This window comes from Streptomyces sp. NPDC030165, assembly GCF_055573595.1.
In genome coordinates this window covers 208,922-223,656 of the sequence record NZ_JBVIBD010000012.1, presented here as the reverse complement: position 1 = coordinate 223,656, position 14,735 = coordinate 208,922, and the positions used below count along the sequence as shown (strand labels likewise).

Sequence of the window (14,735 nt, the reverse complement as noted above, 5' to 3'; positions counted from 1 at the left end):
GAGCGATGACCGTCAGCATCGATTCCGCGCCAGATCGGACCGCCGGAACAGGACTATTGATCATGGTCTTGGGCGGGCTGTCGGCGGTGTCACCGTTCGCCATCGACATGTACGCGCCCGGCTTCCCGGAGATCGTCACCTCTTTCGGTACCTCGAAGCCGGCCGTCCAGCTCTCCCTGACGGCCTGCCTCGCCGGGCTCGCCGTAGGCCAGGTCGTCCTCGGCCCGGTCAGCGACGCGATGGGGCGGCGACGGCTGCTCCTGACCGGTTCCGGCCTGTTCAGCGTGCTGTCCCTGGTCTGCGCGTGCGCCCCGTCCATCGCTGTGTTCGACGTGGCCCGGCTGCTGCAGGGCATCGCCGGCAGCGCGGGCATCGTCATCGGACGGGCGGTCGTCAGCGACCGGTTCACCGGCACCGACGCGGCCCGCCGGCTCACCACACTGAGCGTCATCGGGTCGACCGCGCCCGTCCTGGCGCCGGTGGCCGGCGGCCTCCTCCTCGGCGTCGGCTCATGGCGTCTGGTGTTCGTGGCGCTGGCCGTGACCGGGCTGCTGTTGCTCACCGCGATCTGGGCGTGGGTCCCCGAGTCGCTGCCCGTCGAGCGGCGCCGGACCGGCGGACTGCCCGCCGTACTGGCGGCGATGGGCGGACTGCTCCGGCGCCGGGAGATGACCGGCTACCTCCTGGTCATGGGCTGCGGCCTGGCCGCCCTGTTCGCCTACATCACCGGCTCGCCCTTCGTCTTCGAGAACGTCTACGGCCTGTCGCCCACCGGATACGGCCTCGTCTTCGCCACGAACGCCGTCGGCACCGTCGTCGCCGGAACCGTCTTCGGCCGGCTCGCCGGGCGCGTACGTCTCAACTCCCTGCTCACCGCCGGCGTGGTCATCACCGTGCTCGCCCTGGCCACGCTGGTGACGCTGCTCGCCGTCGGCATCAGCACGTTCCCCACCACCTGGGCCTGCCTGTTCGGCCTGACGACCGGGTTCGGGCTGTTGCTGCCCGCGTCCACCACCATCATCCTCGCGGTCGGCGGCGACGCCCCCGGCGCCGCTTCCGGAATGCTCGGGGGCGCCCAGTTCGTACTCGGCGCCGCGGCCGCGCCCCTGCCCGGCGTACTGGGGAACACCACCGCCATGTCGACGGCCGCCGTGGTCCTGGGCTGCGTCCTGCTGTCCGCGACTGCCCTGGTCACCCTCGCCCGCCCTTGGCAGGGCCACGGTGAGCCGGCCGGCTGCCCCTGAGCGGACGAGCCTGACCGAAGCGGTACCGGAGCGCGGACGAGGCCCCGGCCGATGCTTGCGCCGGGGCAGCCCGTCCGGTGCTCCGCGCTCGCGGCAGGCGTCACCGCGGCCGCCCTCAGCCTCGACACCCTCTACACCGGTACACCGGCCCGGTCGCCGCCTCCTTGGGAAGCGTGAGCCGTGCCGGGGTGCCGCCTCGCTCCGGTCATGGTGATGCCTCCGGTGCGGCTGATGGCAACACTGGTCCCATGGACCAGAAACGGAAGATCGTGGAATTGCTCGACGGTACACTAGGCCCGCAAGTCCTCGGCACCTACCTCCACGGTTCCTTCGTGCTCGGTGGGGGCCTCCGGCCCGCCAGCGACCTGGACATCCTCGCCGTCTCCCGGCAGCGCATGAACGACCGGCAACGGCAGGCCCTCCTCGACGGGGTGCGTGCCGTCTCCGGATTCACGGGCGGGAGACGCCCGGTCGAACTCACCGTCGTCGTCCAGGACGAGGTGCGTCCGTGGCGCTTTCCACCGACCGGCGACTTCCTCTACGGCGAATGGCTGCGCGACGCGTTCGCGGCCGGTGGGGCCCCGCAGCCGGAACCGATGCCGGACCTGGCGCTGCTCGTCACCATGACGCTGGCAGGCGATCACCCGCTCGCCGGGCCGCCTCCGGCGCAGGTTCTCGGCCCCGTCCCGTGGACGGACGTGGTACGGGCGAGTGTGGACGGCATCCCCGGCCTGCTGGACGAGGTGGACAGCGACACCCGCAACGTCCTGCTCACCCTCGCGCGCATCTGGACCACCCTCGCCACCGGTGGGATCAGGCCGAAGGACGCCGCCGCCGACTGGGCCCTCGGCCGTCTCCCGCGCCGGCACCGACCGGTCCTGGAGCACGCCAAGGAGCTGTACCTGAAATGCAGTTACTCCGAGGAAAGCTGGAGCGATGAGCTGAGGGCCGGAGTGCGTCCGCACGTGGACCACGTGCTCACCGAGATCGGACGACTGGCCCCCTGGCTGAGACGCGTGTCGCGTACCGCCTCCTGAAGCCGCTCGCCGACATGGCGGATCAGGTGCTCCAGGTCCGCGCAGTACACCGAAGGGTGGTCGAAACCCGCCCGGTGCAGGTAGCGGTCGGTGTACCTGCCGCCCCCGCAGACGCCGACGAGCGGCGACAGCCCCACCGTCTCGGACCTGCTCGCCGCCCCGAGCAGCAACGCCACGATCTCCCCGAACAGGCGGACCGGTACGGCCCGGCGGCGTGTCCCACCACAGGTCGAAGACGCGGACCAGCCATTCCCCGTACGGAACGGGGCGCACCGCCCGGCCCGCGGACTCGGCGGACGGCCCGATGCCGGGCGGCGGCTCGCTCCAGTTCCCGTACGGCAGCAGGAAGTCGAGGCTGGTGGGCTCCAGCGCGACCAGCGACCGGTAGGTCTCCTCAGGGTCGGTGGCCACGTCGATGGTGCACAGGATGCCCCCGTACGCGGCGGGCGCACCGGCCAGCAGACCGGCCGCCCGCCGTACCGCGGGCCACGAGGAGCGGCCCGCGTGGTCGACACGCCGGTGGTTGAGCCGGGCGCTGCCCCCGTCGAGACTCAGGCCGACGGTGATGCCCGCCGCGCTGAGCTGCTTCAGGGCGTCCGCGGTGAGCAGTGTGCCGTTGGTCTGGATGGAAACGGCGACGGCGCAGTCCCCAGGCACGGCGTCCCGGACGGCCCGCGCGTAACCGGTCAGCGCGGCCGGGCCGGCGAGCAGCGGCTCCCCGCCGTGCAGATCGACACGTACCGTCCGCAGCCCGTGCGTGGAGACGTGCTGGGCGATGCGTTCCGCGGTGCGGCGTACGGTGTCCTCGGCCACCCGGACCGGGCGCTCGCGCCAGCTCTGATCGGGGCCCTCGTACACGTAGCAGTAGGTACAGGCGAGATTGCACCTGCTGTGTACCTTGAGCACGAACTGCCGGAAGGGCGCGCACTGCCGGGTGGACAGGGGCTGCCGGGAGGGCGCGCCACCCCGGGCGGGAACGGGGCGGCCCGCTTCACTCATGCACGTCAGGGGGCGCGTCGTCGTAGAACGCGACGATGTCCGAGCTGCCCACGCGTTCGCGTACGCCGGGCAGCAGCGCGCTCAGCACCGGGTGTTCCGTACGGGCTGACAGCTCACCGAGCGGCAGGGCGGTGAAATCGGGCAGCCGCGCCTCACTCGGCTGTACGGGCAGGCAGGTCTCGGTCATGCCAGGGCCTCTCTCGCTCGCCGGTCCTTCCCAGGCTTCCACGGGGCCGCGGCGAATGCAGCGCATCGTTCCGGCCGACACCTGTCAGCGGAGTGACCCGGCAATGCCATCATGACGCCCGATGAACACGGACGAAGACGCGCTCCCAGAGGCCGGCCTGGTCAAGAGCGAACCCGCTGACGCCGGCTGGCCCGACATACCCGGCGACACCGCCCTCACGATCAAGGTTCCCGAAGCCGACCCGCTGGTCCGGGCCGGCTTTCCCGCCCACGTGACCGTTCTGTACCCGTTCCTGCACGAAAGCCGCATCGACGCCACGACGCACCGTGAACTGGTCGCCCTCTTCGCCGGGCACGACGCCTTCCCCCTGACCTTCGAGGCGTTCGGCCACTACCCCGGCGTGCTCTACCTCGACCCGTGGCCCCACGACCCCGTGACCGCGCTGACCAAGGAGCTCACCCGGCGCTGGCCGGAAGTCGTGCCCTACCGCGGGATATTCGGTACGGCGGGCCTCGCCCCGCACCTGACGATCGCGAACCACGAGGGCCCGGCGACCCAGCAGGCCGCGTACGACGCGGTGCAGGCCGAACTGGCCCCCTCGCTGCCGCTGTGCTGTTCCGTCGACACGGTCCAGCTCATCGCCTGGGACGGCCGGCGCTGGCAGGACCGGACGGCGTACCGCCTGGGCCCGCGCTCCTGAACGACGGGCCGGTGGCCTCACGGCCGGCTGCAGCCGCGTCGTCCGTACCGTGACGCTTGACCTTGTCGCAGCGTCAACGTTTCTACTGAAGGCATGCGCATCGGAGAGCTGGCCGGCATCGTCGGCATCACCACCCGTGCCGTACGGCACTACCACCGCACCGGGCTGCTGCCCGAACCGCCGCGACAGCCCAACGGCTACCGTGAGTACTCGCTGCGCGACGCCATCGAGCTGGCCCGGATCCGGCGGCTGACCGAGCTGGGCCTGAGCCTGGACGAGGTCAAGGACGTACTGGCGGACGACGCGGGCAAGGACCTCGTCGAAATCCTCACCGAGCTGGACGCCGACCTGGCGCGCCAGGAGGAGGCCATCCGGCAGCGCCGCGCCCGCCTGGCCGGGCTCTTCGAACAGGCCGAGCGGACCGGGCGGCTCCCGGACGAGGCCCCCGTCTCACCCGAGCTCGCGGCCGTCTTCGACGACATGGACCGCGCCTCGGCACTGCTCCCCGGACCGGAGTCGGCGATGGCGGCCAAGGAACGGCAGCTCCTCGCCCTGCTGGACACCAGCTCGCCGGGCGGCGACCGCGGATGGCTCGACGCCATGATGCACACCCTGAGGGCCGACCCGGCGGCCATGCGGCGCGCGTACGAGGTGTACGCCCGGATGGACGAGCTGGCCGAGGCCGCCGAGGACGATCCGCGGGTGGAGCAGACGGCCCGGGCCATCGTCGACAGCATCCCGGACGAGGCGCTGCGGGCGATGGCCGTCCCGGACGACGGGGACGCGGGGGAGGGCGGCGGTTTCGCCGACGCCTTCTTCGAGGACTTCGCCCCCGCCCAGGCCGCCGCCGTGTTCCGCGCCATCGAACTGCTCAAGGAGCGTGCCGGATGAAGACGCTGAGAAAGACCGTGCGCCGGGCGTTCGCCGCACTCGTACCCGGCGAGCTGATACTCGTTCTGTGCGTGGCCGGTGGCGTGCGCATCCCCCCGGCCGTCCGGACGGCCACCGAGCCGGCCATGCTCGCGCTCGCGGCCGCGGCGGCCACCGTGATCTGCCTCGACCACCGCCGCCACCGCCGCGACGGGCTCGACCGCCGCGCCGCCTTCCGCGCCGCGATCGCCGACGGCGTCCCGGCTCCGGTACGCAAGCTGACTGCCCACGAGGTCTTCCTCTCCACCAGCTTCCTGCGCTGGGTGACGCGCCGTGGCCCGCACGGGGTACGCGACGGCGACACGCCCGTCCCGTACGCGCCGGGGCAGACGGCGACCATGTACGGCTTCCTCTTCGTCTGCGTCGTCGAGACCGTGGGCCTCGCCTTCCTGATCCCGTGGCCGGCGGTGCACGCCGTGACGCTCGTCCTCGACATCTGGGGCTGCTACTTCGTCATCGCCCTGCACGCCTCCTGCGTGGTACGCCCGCACGTGATCGGCGCCGACGGTTCGCTGCGCCTGCGCTACGGCGCCCTGCTGGACATCCGTATCCCCGCCGACCGTATGGCTGCCATCCGGCAGGACCGGAGATTCCCGGACGGGAAGCTGGCCGGCGTGGACGAGAACGGCGTCGCCGACATGGCCGTGGCCGGCCAGACGACGGTCACCGTCGAGCTCACCGAGCCGGTGCGCTTCATCCGCGCCCTGGGCAAACCTGCCGAGGCCCGCGCCTTCCGCTTCTACGCCGAGGACCCCGCGTCCGTCGTCGCCGCGCTGAAGGCCGGGATCACGTCCGCACCGGGGGGACCTCAGTCCGTTCCGCGGCCGCTGCCTCGATGAGGGAGAACGGTGCGGCCTGCGTGAGCGGAGTGACGGAGAGGAGGGACAGGCCCGCGCGGTGGCACAGGGTCGCGAAGTCCTTGCGGGTGCGCTCCCTGCCGCCCACGTTCACCAGCATGTTGAGGTCGCTCAGATAGGTGACTCCGCCGTCGGCGGCGTGGGCTCCGGCATTGGGTTCGGTCTCGGTGCCGGCTCCGGTGGCGGTGCCGCTGCCGACGACTTCGGGGAGCACGGGCTCCACGATCAGGACACGGCCGCCGGGCGGCAGCACCGCACGGCAGTGGCCCAGGATCGTGACCGCCCGGTCGTCCGTCCAGTCGTGCAGGACACTCTTGATCAGATAGAGGTCAGAGCCTCCGGGAACGGAACGGAAGAAGTCCCCGGCGATCAGCGAGCAGCGTTCCGCCAGCCCGTGCCGCTCCAGCGTCCCGCCCGCCCCGGCCAGGCCCTCCGCCGTGTCGTAGACGGCCCCGGCGACCCTTGGATGCGCGACGAGCACGCCGGCCAGGAGTGTTCCGTCGCCGCCGCCCACGTCCGTGACCGTCGTGAACCGGCTGAAGTCGAAGGCGTGGGGCAGTACGGCGGCGGTCCCGGCGACGGCTTGGCTCATCGCCGCGTTGAACTCCGTGGACAGTTCGGGGTGCTGAGCCAGGTGGCTGAAGAAGTCCGTACCGAAGACGGTGTCGAACGCGATGTCGCCGGTGCGGACGCTGTCGTCCAGGTGCTCCCAGGCGCGGAGGATCGCCGGCTCGGTGAACATCCGCACGAAAGAGGTGAGCGCGTCGGTGCGGGCGGGATCGAGGAGTGCGCCCGTGGACGTCACGGAGAAGCAGTCGGGGGCGTGTTCCTTCAGCAGGCCGAGCCCGGCCAGGGCGCGCAGCAGTCGCGTCATGGGCTGGTGCTCGGCGCCGGCGTCGGCCGCCACGTGGGCGGCCTGGCGCCGTCCGTCGCCGATCAGCTCGACGACACGCAACCGCACTGCCGCGCGCAGGGTCTGCGCGGCCATGCTGCCGAAGGTGAGCCGGACGATCACGTCCCGGTCGGCCAGGCCGGCCGCCAGGACATCGGTACTGATCAAGGGAGTTCCTTCCTCCGTACGTCGGGCAGGTGCGGGAGTGGTGTGGGTAGCCGCGCGCGGGCGGTTGTGTGGGGTGGCCGCGCGAGGGAGCCTCTAGCCGGCGGGAGTCGCCCTATGGGCCAGGACGCCCGGCGTACATCCGGCGAAGGCCAAGACGTCACGGTAGAGATGAGGCTGGTCGGCGTATCCGCAGGCCAGGGCGATGTCGGCGGCGTTGCCGCCCGCGCGCAGTGCCCGGGCGGCGCAGTCGAAGCGGACCAGCATGGCGGCGCGCTTGGGCGTGAGGCCGACCTGGGAACCGAACCTGGACCACAGCCGCTTGCGGCTCCACCCGCAGGACGCGGCGAGGTCACCGACCCGTATCCGGCCCCGGCGGGCCACGATGTGGTTCCAGGCCGCGGCGACCTCGGGCGCCATCCACGGTGCCCGCGCGGCCCGCTCCGCGAGAAACGCGTTCGTCAGCCTGAGGCGCTCCTGCCACGTCGTGGCGACGGTCAGCTGCTCCCGGAGACGGCGCTCGTGCGGCCCCCACACGTCCTCAAGGCTGGTGACGGACCCGAGTTCGCGCGGGGAGACGCCCAGCAGCGCGTACGCGGCCTGGGGAGACAGGCGCAGTTCCACGCACTCGACCCGCTCGCTGCGGATACGGGCCGGGCCGGGCGACAACGGGGCGACAAGGCTTCGCAGCGCTTGCCGCCCCGTGGCCCCCTCGACCGTGTACGGGGCGTCCCCGAGCTCGATGACGACGATCACGGCGGGCTGCGGGAGCACCCGCATGTCCAGGCCGGTGGCGACACGGTCACGGAACCCGGCCATCCGGACGCCGTGGAGAGACGTTCCGCCGAGGGGAAGAGCGACCTCCCAGTCGACACTGGCGCCCCAGGAGTCCTCGCTGTTCCTGGCACCCCTGGCATCCTCGGCATCCCTGGCGTCATGATCCAGGGCGTCGCTCCCCGCGTCGTAGCTGCGCATGCCTCTACCGTCGCCGACTTCGGTGCTGCTGTCTTGGACGAATGTTCCAGGACGGCCGGCGCGGGCAGGAACGGGCCGGAACGGATCAGGAACGGGCAGAGCGGTGCCCCTGCGTGCCCTACTTGGACTCGACCCGCCCGAGCGGCTCCGGACCGGACGCCAGCGCGTCCCGCGCCACCTGCCAGGCGGAGTCCCCGGGGTAGAGCTCGGAACGGAGGTAGGCCCAGGTGAGCTGCTGTACCGCGGACACCCGCGCGGGGTTCTCGTCCGTGGTCTCGGCCACGTCGTATCCGGAGACCCCGCCGAGCCCGTGTTCCGCGCCGAACAGGGTGAGCAGCGCCTTGGGGCCGGGGGAGAGGACGTACGGGTCCGTGTGCCACTCCGCGCCCCGAACCGTCAGGTGGGTGGAGTCGTCCTGGTCGCCTGCGACCACGAGCGTGGGTGTCGCCATCTTGGAGAAGTCCGTGGTCGAGAAGAACGGGAAGGCCTCGGCTGTGGACGGATCGAGGGCGTCGCCGCCCCCGCCGGGCGCGGCGAGCAGCACGCCCGCCTTTATGCGCGGCTCGGCCAGGTCCACCTCCGTGCCGTCGTCCGGGTCGGTGAGCCGGGCGCCCAGCAGCAGGCTCGCGGTGTGGCCGCCCATCGAGTGCCCGGCGACGGCGACCCTGCCGCGGTCCAAGCGTCCGAGGAGCTGCGGGACGGCGGCTTCGATCGCGTCGAACCGGTCGAGGATGTGCTGCATGTCCTCGGCCCGCGACCGCCAGTACAGAGGTGCCCCGGGGGTGGCGGGGTCCAGGTTCAGCGTCCGGGAACTGAGGTGGGTGGGCTGGATCACCACGAAGCCGTGCGCCGCCCAGAAGTTGGCGAGGGGGGCGTAGCCGTTCAGTGAGGAGAGGTGGTGGGAGGGGCCCTGCCCGTGCGACAGGAGGATGACCGGGAGATCGCTCCCGGTCACGGGCGCGGAGACCCGCACCTGGAGATCCACGGCCCGGCCGGGCACGGACAGTACCACCGGGCTGACCGAGAGGACGGGAGCGGGCGAGCCGAGGAAGCCGGCCGGGAAAGTCGATGCGTTCATGAGGCGGTAGTCCCTTCAACGGCCTCTGCCGACAGCCGTGTTCGGCCGATTCCAGGAGAGGCGGGCAGGAGCGTACGACTCCGGCACACCGAAGCGGAACGCTGTTCCGTTTACGATATGGAACAGCGTTCCACTTTGTCAAAGGGTGTGGATCGCAGGGACCTTCGCAGGAGTGCGCGCTCTGAGTGCCGCCGCGGCCGGTGCTCAGCTCCACCAGACGCGGAACTCGGTGGGCAGCGAACGCAGCGCGTCCAGCTCGTCCGCGAGCTCGGGCGCGGTCACCTCGATCCGCTCTCCCGCCACCAGCGGCGCCGAGCGGTAGATCTTGCGCAGGGAGAAGCCCCAGCCGGAGCTCCTCTGGGCAGCGCGCCCGGCCACGACCCGCAACCGGTGCGGCTCGTACCGGATCATGGCGCTCTCCGCTCGCGTCACCGTGCAGGAGTCCAACGCGGACCACAGCTGCGGATCGGTCATGCGGGCGAGCCGGGCCGCGGTGACGGACGTGCTGTCGAGCAGTTGCCGGGCCAGGCGCCGGACCACCGACACCGGGCCCACGTTGTCCCACGAGGTGTGCAGTCGCGCTTCCGCGCACACGAGGTCCACGAGCAGCGCGGCGGTCTCGCGGTCGGCCGACACCACATCGTCCTCGACGGCGAGCCGGCGCAGTACGAGGGCCGGATCGGCATCGAGACGCCCGGCGGCGCGCCCACTGCGTACGTACGAATCGAGGTGGTCGAGGTTCAGCAGGCCCGAGCGGCCGGTCAGGGGCGAGGACGGCCGGCCGCCGAGCATGCTGACGACGACCTCGGCGTCGATCCGGTGATCGTTCAACACGGTGCGGATCGGATCGGTCCGCAGCAACTGCACGCCGATGGCGTGGTGGTCGAGACCGGCCATGCCTTCGAAGGTGTGGCTCAACGGCAGATGACCGATGTCGTGCAGCAGCGCGGCGGCCCGCAGCAGCTCGTCCTCCGGACGGAAGTGCGCGACCAGCGCCAACACGCCGAGGGAGTGTTCCAGCCTGGAGTACGACTGCAAGGTGCTGACCGTCGACGCCCCGGCGTGCGCGACGAAGTGCAGGCGCCGGAGCGGTTCGCTGCGCAGCAGGTCCACTTCGATGGGGTTCAAGCGGACAGAGATCCGCCACAGTGGGTCGGTGAACTCGGGGGCGAGGCCGACGACATGCGTCGGTACGGGCCGGGCGGCGGCATTCTTGGGAGTGTGCGGCGAGCTGTGATCCGTTTGGCTGCCCATCAGATCACTGTAGGGGAGTCACGGTTGGGGCTGAAGTGGCCACTGTCCAGGCGTAGTCGGTCAGCGTGCGGCTGTTGCGGGCGTGCTCGCGTAGACACGGCGCGCTCCGGGTCGCCGCCCTTGTCGAGCAGCGGCACGCCCGGCCCGCTCAGCAGCTCCACCGCCTGGCGGGCCACGGCGGACAGCGCCTCCTCCGGGGGCGGCGTCGGTCCGGCCGGGCGGGCGTCACGGAGCCCACGGCTTGCCGACATCGTTCTCGCCGATCAGCCCGACGCACCGGCCGGGAGAGACGGTGAGGGAGACGCCGTCGAGAACCCGCCGGGTCCCCGGCGTACGGACGAGGTCATGGGCGAGCAGAGCGGGTCGGGGCATGGTGGTCCTCCTGGTGTGAGCGCTGTACGCGGCCCGCCGGATGCGCACCTCGGACGCGGGCCGGGCCCTGTTCCGGCCCTCACACCTCGGGAGCCGCCGTTTCCCTCAGCTCTCCGCCGGCCAGCCGCAGCCACCGGTCGACGCCGATCCGGGCGAGGAAACGTTCATCGTGGCTGACCACGACGAACGCGCCCTGGTAGGAGGCCAGCGCGCTCTCCAACTGCCCCGCGCTGACCAGATCGAGGTTGTTCGTCGGCTCGTCCAGCAGCAGTAGCTGCGGGGCGGGCTCGGCGCAGAGCACACACGCCAGGGTGGCGCGCAGCCGCTCGCCGCCGGACAGCACACGCACCGGGAGGTGCGCCCGAGCGCCCCGGAAGAGGAAGCGCGCGAGCAGGTTCATCCGCTCCGCTTCCGTACGGTGCGGGGCGGACGCGGCGAAGTTCTCGGCCACGGTCCGGGTGAGGTCGAGCACGTCGAGGCGCTGCGAGAGGTACGCGACCCGGCTGTCGGCCCGCTTGATCTGCCCCGCTTCGGGTTCGAGGTCGCCGTGGAGAAGGCGCAGCAGCGTGGTCTTGCCGGCGCCGTTGGGCCCGGTCAGCGCGATGCGCTCGGGGCCCCGGATCGTCAGGTCGACCCCGTCGGCGGCGAACAGCGGCCGCCCGCCGAGGCTGAGGCAAAGACCCTCGCCGAGGAACAGATTGCGCCCAGCGGGCACGTTCGTGTCGGGCAGGTCCAGCGTGATGCGCTGCTCGTCGCGTACGGCGCGCCCCGCCTCGTCGAGACGCGCCTTGGCCTCGCTGACCCGGGAGGCGTGCGTCTGGCCCGCCCGGCCGGCCGACTCCTGGGCGCCGCGCTTCATGTTCCCGGCGAAGATGCGGGGCAGGCCCGCGTTCTTCAGGTTGCGGGAGGCGTTGCTCGCGCGGCGCTCGGCGCGCTCGCGGGCCTGCTGCAACTCCCGCTTCTCCCGCTTGAGATCCTGCTCGGCGTTGCGGACGTTCTTCTCGGCCACCTCCTGCTCGGCCTGTACGGCTTCCTCGTACGCGGTGAAGTTGCCGCCGTACAGCCGCAGAGCGCCCGGGGCGAGCTCGGCGATGCGGTCCATACGGTCGAGCAGCGCCCGGTCGTGGCTGACCAGGAGCAGGCAGCCGTGCCAGTCCTCCAGCGCGTCGTAGAGCTTGTGGCGCGCGTCGAGGTCCAGGTTGTTCGTCGGCTCGTCGAGCAGCAGGACGTCGGGCCGCTTGAGCAACTGCGCCGCCAGCCCGAGCGAGACGACCTGACCGCCGCTGAGCGTGCTCAGGCCGCGGTCCAGGGGCAGCTCGGTGAGGCCGAGGCGGTCGAGCTGGGCACGGGTGCGTTCCTCGATGTCCCAGTCGTCGCCGATGGTCGCGAAGTGCGCCTCGCTCACATCGCCGGACTCCACGGCGTCCAGGGCCCGGATCACCTCGGCGACGCCCAGTACTTCGGCCACGGTCAGGTCGGCGGTGAGGGGGAGGCTCTGCGGGAGATGACCGAGGACGCCGGAGGCGGTGACGGACCCGGCGGCGGGGCGCAGCTCACCGGCGATCAGCTTGAGCAGGGTGCTCTTGCCGGAGCCGTTGGGCGCCACCAGCCCCGTACGGCCGGCGCCCACGGTGAAGGTCAGGTCCTGGAAGACGGGGGTGTCGTCGGGCCAGGCGAAGGACAGGTTCGAGCAGACGACGCAAGCGTCGGACATGGGGATACCTCGGAGAGAACACCACGGGCACGGCAGACACCGGTGCCCGGAGACGGGCAGGAGGGCACGACGAGGCGGCCACCACGGCGGTGCGTCCGCGCACCGGCCGGCGGCCGTCAGGTCCGGGTATCACCCGGAGATGTCGTCGTCACCCGCCACAGCTGCGTCTCCTCGATCCGAGATCACGTCGTCGCCAGGCTAACACCACGACTTCGGCCGGCGTGTGCGTCCGGCCACGGACGGGACCGGAACCGGCCGTACACGACTGGCCCGTCCGCCGGAGACTGGACGTGCGGGTCCATTTTCGTCGCCATACGGGACCGAATTCCCCGATCCGGCGCCTGGAAAGGTGAGGTGCTGGTGTGCCTCGCCGTCGCGGGAGTCAACTTCATGGACGTCGGGGCCCGGACGGCCGGTGGCCCTGGCTGGGCCGCTCCCGCGATCCTCGGAGCCGAGAGGATGGGATATGTGACCGCTCTGGGCGACGGCGTCGAGGAATGCACCCCCGCTGACCGCGTCGCCTGGTTCTGTCGCGTCGGCAGCTACGCGGAATTGCTCGCCATTCCCGAGGAGGCGCTGGTCAAGTTTCCTGACGAGGTGTCCGACGAGACCGCGGCCGCGGTGATCATGCAGGGGCTGGCGGCCCGCTACTTCACCACCGAGACGTACCCGGTCAAGCCGGGCGACACCGTGGTCGTGCACGCCGCGGATCATGTCCCGACATCCAGTGGTGGCGGCTTCGGAGGCCAGGTCGGGGAGTTGACGGGAGGTGAAGGCGCCCATGTGGTGTACGACGGGGGCGCATCGTCGAGGGCGCGGCATCCGAAATCCGTCGGCTGGGCATCTTCTCCATGACGCTCGACAACGTCATGCAACGTACCGCGACCGGAAAAAATCAGCTGTTCCACTATTTTCCCGGCGGAAAGGGCGAGCTGTTGCCGGCCGTGGCCCGGTACGAGACCTCCGGCGTGATCAGCGATCAACAGCCGGAATTGGGCGCGCTCAATGCGTGGGACGCCTGACGGATCTGGCGTGACAAGGTCGTCGCCCGCTACCGCAATCAGGGTCCCAACTGCCCGGTCAACGCGGTCATGGGCCAACTCGGTCCGACGACGGACGGCGCTCAGGCCGTGGTCAAAGAGCTCTACACCCGGTGGCAGGGCGAACTGGCCGCCGGCATTCGCACCATGCAACGTCAGGGCGAGATCGATGCAGCCCTGGACGCCGACCGCCGCGCCCGAGCGCTCCTGGCCGGCATCCAAGGAGGGGTGCTGATGTACATCGGGACCGGCAGCCTGGAACACCTGGAGGCGGCCCTGGACCAGGGGATCGAGTTCCTGCGCCGCTCGGGGACACGGCCGTTGCCGGCCCTCCCGAGCCGGCGACGTACTCAGGAGCGGTGACGGTGAGCAGGAACCGGTGGCCGAAACTCGACCCGGGCAGCGGCGTGGAGGACGTGACGCTGCTCATCCTCGAATGGCTGGGCGATCAGGGCATCAACGCCCTGATCCGGGTGGACGCGGAGCGTGCCCGCGAGCACAGACCCGCGTGGACCTTCGTCGCCTCGGGAGGTCCCCTGCCGCAGGGCCACAGCACCCGGGTGGACGGAAGGACCCCCGGTGAGTGCCTGGGGCTGGCCCTCGGGTACCTGAGGCGAGCCGGGGTGGAAGTGCCGGTCTGACCCGGCCCGCGACCCGGCGGCCGGGGTCTTCCTGAGCGGGCCGGTTCGCCGGCCGCGTGGCCACCGGGCCGGGCGAAGCGGACGGCCTCGGGCCGCAGCGGCCGCTCCCGCTTCGCGGTAGGCCGGTATTCTTCAGGTCGTCAGCACTGAGGTCGTCCGCTCTCGGGCCATCCGCCCTCGGGCCGGCACCAGCGGACTGCCGGACTTCGGACCGCTGGACTTCAGGTCGGCGGTCTTCGGGCCGTCGGACTTCAGGCCGTGCTGTGCTGGTGCCGGTCCTCGGGAAGCATGCTGCGGTCCGCTTCGTCCTGGACGAGCAGGGAGAGCAGGGACGCCACGGTCAGGCCGGCTTCGGCCGGATGGCGCAGCACCTTGCTGGGGTCGATCCGATAGGTGTTGCTGCGGCCCTCGCGAGTGTGGGAGAGGTAACCGTCGCGCTCCAGGTCGGCGATGATCTTCTGGACGGCGCGTTCGGTCAGCCGGCAGTGCGCGGCGATGTCGCGGATGCGGGCGTTGTGATTGTCGGCGATGGCCGCCAGGACCCGGGCATGATTGGTCACAAATGTCCACCCGGTGTGCGCTTCGGGCACCCCGTTGTTCGACTCGGTCAATCCATCCATGCTCCAACTCTACCGACCGAACATTCACGC

The 14,735-nt window shown here is 71.4% G+C and carries 17 protein-coding genes and 2 pseudogenes; 9 read left to right on the top strand and 10 right to left on the bottom strand.

What is annotated here, in order from left to right; all coding sequences use genetic code 11:
- Nucleotides 1-62 precede the first annotated feature (62 nt).
- From ACZ4Z1_RS23540 to ACZ4Z1_RS23530, 3 genes are all read left to right on the top strand, one after another.
- Nucleotides 63-1,244, top strand: coding sequence for a multidrug effflux MFS transporter (locus ACZ4Z1_RS23540; RefSeq protein WP_468488572.1), 1,182 nt, complete (start codon nucleotides 63-65; stop codon nucleotides 1,242-1,244).
- 248 nt (nucleotides 1,245-1,492) lie between these two features.
- A complete protein-coding gene (locus ACZ4Z1_RS23535) occupies nucleotides 1,493-2,281 on the top strand; it encodes an aminoglycoside adenylyltransferase domain-containing protein (protein ID WP_468488571.1) in 789 nt (262 codons plus the stop codon).
- Between the two features lie 214 nt (nucleotides 2,282-2,495).
- Nucleotides 2,496-2,669 (top strand): hypothetical protein, encoded by a 174-nt coding sequence (locus tag ACZ4Z1_RS23530; RefSeq protein WP_468488570.1) that lies wholly within the window; start codon nucleotides 2,496-2,498, stop codon nucleotides 2,667-2,669.
- A gap of 140 nt (nucleotides 2,670-2,809) precedes the next feature.
- On the opposite strand, the pseudogene ACZ4Z1_RS23525 reads toward ACZ4Z1_RS23530, so the two are convergent.
- Together ACZ4Z1_RS23525 and ACZ4Z1_RS23520 are read right to left on the bottom strand one after the other, a co-directional pair.
- A pseudogene (locus ACZ4Z1_RS23525) lies at nucleotides 2,810-3,280 on the bottom strand (radical SAM protein); the annotation flags it as partial.
- On the bottom strand, nucleotides 3,273-3,467 hold the full coding sequence (locus ACZ4Z1_RS23520; protein ID WP_468488569.1) for a YxD-tail cyclophane-containing RiPP peptide: 195 nt from the start codon (nucleotides 3,465-3,467) through the stop codon (nucleotides 3,273-3,275). The pseudogene ACZ4Z1_RS23525 and the gene ACZ4Z1_RS23520, both read right to left, overlap by 8 nt.
- Before the next feature lie 121 nt (nucleotides 3,468-3,588).
- Here ACZ4Z1_RS23520 and ACZ4Z1_RS23515 point away from each other — a divergent pair, with 121 nt between their 5' ends.
- The 3 genes from ACZ4Z1_RS23515 (at nucleotide 3,589) to ACZ4Z1_RS23505 (ending at nucleotide 5,936) form a co-directional block, all read left to right on the top strand.
- A complete protein-coding gene (locus tag ACZ4Z1_RS23515) occupies nucleotides 3,589-4,167 on the top strand; it encodes a 2'-5' RNA ligase family protein (RefSeq protein WP_468488568.1) in 579 nt (192 codons plus the stop codon).
- Nucleotides 4,168-4,260: 93 nt separating this feature from the next.
- Nucleotides 4,261-5,058 (top strand): MerR family transcriptional regulator, encoded by a 798-nt coding sequence (locus tag ACZ4Z1_RS23510; RefSeq protein WP_468488567.1) that lies wholly within the window; start codon nucleotides 4,261-4,263, stop codon nucleotides 5,056-5,058.
- Nucleotides 5,055-5,936, top strand: coding sequence for a hypothetical protein (locus ACZ4Z1_RS23505; protein ID WP_468488566.1), 882 nt, complete (start codon nucleotides 5,055-5,057; stop codon nucleotides 5,934-5,936). Before ACZ4Z1_RS23510 ends, ACZ4Z1_RS23505 begins: the two co-directional genes overlap by 4 nt.
- On the opposite strand, the gene ACZ4Z1_RS23500 is transcribed toward ACZ4Z1_RS23505, so the two are convergent.
- The 7 genes from ACZ4Z1_RS23500 to abc-f form a co-directional block, all read right to left on the bottom strand.
- Nucleotides 5,884-7,014: a methyltransferase gene (locus ACZ4Z1_RS23500; protein ID WP_468488565.1), complete on the bottom strand. Its 1,131-nt coding sequence runs from the start codon at nucleotides 7,012-7,014 to the stop codon at nucleotides 5,884-5,886. The genes ACZ4Z1_RS23505 and ACZ4Z1_RS23500 overlap by 53 nt on opposite strands.
- Before the next feature lie 93 nt (nucleotides 7,015-7,107).
- Entirely contained in the window at nucleotides 7,108-7,986 is an 879-nt protein-coding gene (locus ACZ4Z1_RS23495) for a helix-turn-helix domain-containing protein (protein ID WP_468488564.1), read from the bottom strand.
- A gap of 118 nt (nucleotides 7,987-8,104) precedes the next feature.
- Entirely contained in the window at nucleotides 8,105-9,064 is a 960-nt protein-coding gene (locus tag ACZ4Z1_RS23490; RefSeq protein WP_468488563.1) for an alpha/beta hydrolase family protein, read from the bottom strand.
- 204 nt (nucleotides 9,065-9,268) lie between these two features.
- Nucleotides 9,269-10,318, bottom strand: coding sequence for an HD domain-containing protein (locus ACZ4Z1_RS23485; RefSeq protein WP_468488562.1), 1,050 nt, complete (start codon nucleotides 10,316-10,318; stop codon nucleotides 9,269-9,271).
- Nucleotides 10,318-10,569, bottom strand: a complete 252-nt coding sequence (locus ACZ4Z1_RS23480) for a hypothetical protein (protein WP_468488640.1) — start codon at nucleotides 10,567-10,569, stop codon at nucleotides 10,318-10,320. Before ACZ4Z1_RS23480 ends, ACZ4Z1_RS23485 begins: the two co-directional genes overlap by 1 nt.
- Nucleotides 10,544-10,690 (bottom strand): hypothetical protein, encoded by a 147-nt coding sequence (locus ACZ4Z1_RS23475; protein WP_468488639.1) that lies wholly within the window; start codon nucleotides 10,688-10,690, stop codon nucleotides 10,544-10,546. The genes ACZ4Z1_RS23480 and ACZ4Z1_RS23475 overlap by 26 nt, the downstream gene beginning before the upstream one ends.
- 79 nt (nucleotides 10,691-10,769) lie before the next feature.
- Nucleotides 10,770-12,404, bottom strand: a complete 1,635-nt coding sequence (gene abc-f, locus ACZ4Z1_RS23470; protein WP_468488561.1) for a ribosomal protection-like ABC-F family protein — start codon at nucleotides 12,402-12,404, stop codon at nucleotides 10,770-10,772.
- Nucleotides 12,405-12,794: 390 nt separating this feature from the next.
- Between abc-f and ACZ4Z1_RS23465 the strand changes: the two genes are divergently transcribed.
- From ACZ4Z1_RS23465 to ACZ4Z1_RS23455, 3 genes and pseudogenes are all read left to right on the top strand, one after another.
- Entirely contained in the window at nucleotides 12,795-13,259 is a 465-nt protein-coding gene (locus ACZ4Z1_RS23465; protein WP_468488560.1) for an alcohol dehydrogenase catalytic domain-containing protein, read from the top strand.
- Nucleotides 13,208-13,807, top strand: a pseudogene (locus ACZ4Z1_RS23460) (TetR/AcrR family transcriptional regulator). Before ACZ4Z1_RS23465 ends, ACZ4Z1_RS23460 begins: the two are co-directional and overlap by 52 nt.
- A 2-nt stretch (nucleotides 13,808-13,809) precedes the next feature.
- Nucleotides 13,810-14,085: a hypothetical protein gene (locus tag ACZ4Z1_RS23455; RefSeq protein ID WP_468488559.1), complete on the top strand. Its 276-nt coding sequence runs from the start codon at nucleotides 13,810-13,812 to the stop codon at nucleotides 14,083-14,085.
- Between the two features lie 251 nt (nucleotides 14,086-14,336).
- Here the strand turns inward: ACZ4Z1_RS23455 and ACZ4Z1_RS23450 are convergent, their stop codons facing one another.
- On the bottom strand, nucleotides 14,337-14,705 hold the full coding sequence (locus tag ACZ4Z1_RS23450) for a helix-turn-helix transcriptional regulator (protein WP_468488558.1): 369 nt from the start codon (nucleotides 14,703-14,705) through the stop codon (nucleotides 14,337-14,339).
- Between the last annotated feature and the right edge of the window lie 30 nt (nucleotides 14,706-14,735).

Excerpts from the sequence above, each read along its gene's own strand:
- ACZ4Z1_RS23510 (WP_468488567.1), top strand. The coding sequence starts at position 4,261 with ATGCGCATCGGAGAGCTGGCCGGCATCGTCGGCATCACCACCCGTGCC.
- ACZ4Z1_RS23540 (WP_468488572.1), top strand. The coding sequence starts at position 63 with ATGGTCTTGGGCGGGCTGTCGGCGGTGTCACCGTTCGCCATCGACATG.
- ACZ4Z1_RS23450 (WP_468488558.1), bottom strand. The coding sequence starts at position 14,705 with ATGGATGGATTGACCGAGTCGAACAACGGGGTGCCCGAAGCGCACACC.
- ACZ4Z1_RS23485 (WP_468488562.1), bottom strand. The coding sequence starts at position 10,318 with ATGGGCAGCCAAACGGATCACAGCTCGCCGCACACTCCCAAGAATGCC.
- ACZ4Z1_RS23465 (WP_468488560.1), top strand. The coding sequence starts at position 12,795 with ATGGACGTCGGGGCCCGGACGGCCGGTGGCCCTGGCTGGGCCGCTCCC.
- ACZ4Z1_RS23515 (WP_468488568.1), top strand. The coding sequence starts at position 3,589 with ATGAACACGGACGAAGACGCGCTCCCAGAGGCCGGCCTGGTCAAGAGC.
- ACZ4Z1_RS23480 (WP_468488640.1), bottom strand. The coding sequence starts at position 10,569 with ATGTCGGCAAGCCGTGGGCTCCGTGACGCCCGCCCGGCCGGACCGACG.
- abc-f (WP_468488561.1), bottom strand. The coding sequence starts at position 12,404 with ATGTCCGACGCTTGCGTCGTCTGCTCGAACCTGTCCTTCGCCTGGCCC.
- ACZ4Z1_RS23505 (WP_468488566.1), top strand. The coding sequence starts at position 5,055 with ATGAAGACGCTGAGAAAGACCGTGCGCCGGGCGTTCGCCGCACTCGTA.
- ACZ4Z1_RS23475 (WP_468488639.1), bottom strand. The coding sequence starts at position 10,690 with ATGCCCCGACCCGCTCTGCTCGCCCATGACCTCGTCCGTACGCCGGGG.
- ACZ4Z1_RS23535 (WP_468488571.1), top strand. The coding sequence starts at position 1,493 with ATGGACCAGAAACGGAAGATCGTGGAATTGCTCGACGGTACACTAGGC.
- ACZ4Z1_RS23490 (WP_468488563.1), bottom strand. The coding sequence starts at position 9,064 with ATGAACGCATCGACTTTCCCGGCCGGCTTCCTCGGCTCGCCCGCTCCC.
- ACZ4Z1_RS23520 (WP_468488569.1), bottom strand. The coding sequence starts at position 3,467 with ATGACCGAGACCTGCCTGCCCGTACAGCCGAGTGAGGCGCGGCTGCCC.
- ACZ4Z1_RS23495 (WP_468488564.1), bottom strand. The coding sequence starts at position 7,986 with ATGCGCAGCTACGACGCGGGGAGCGACGCCCTGGATCATGACGCCAGG.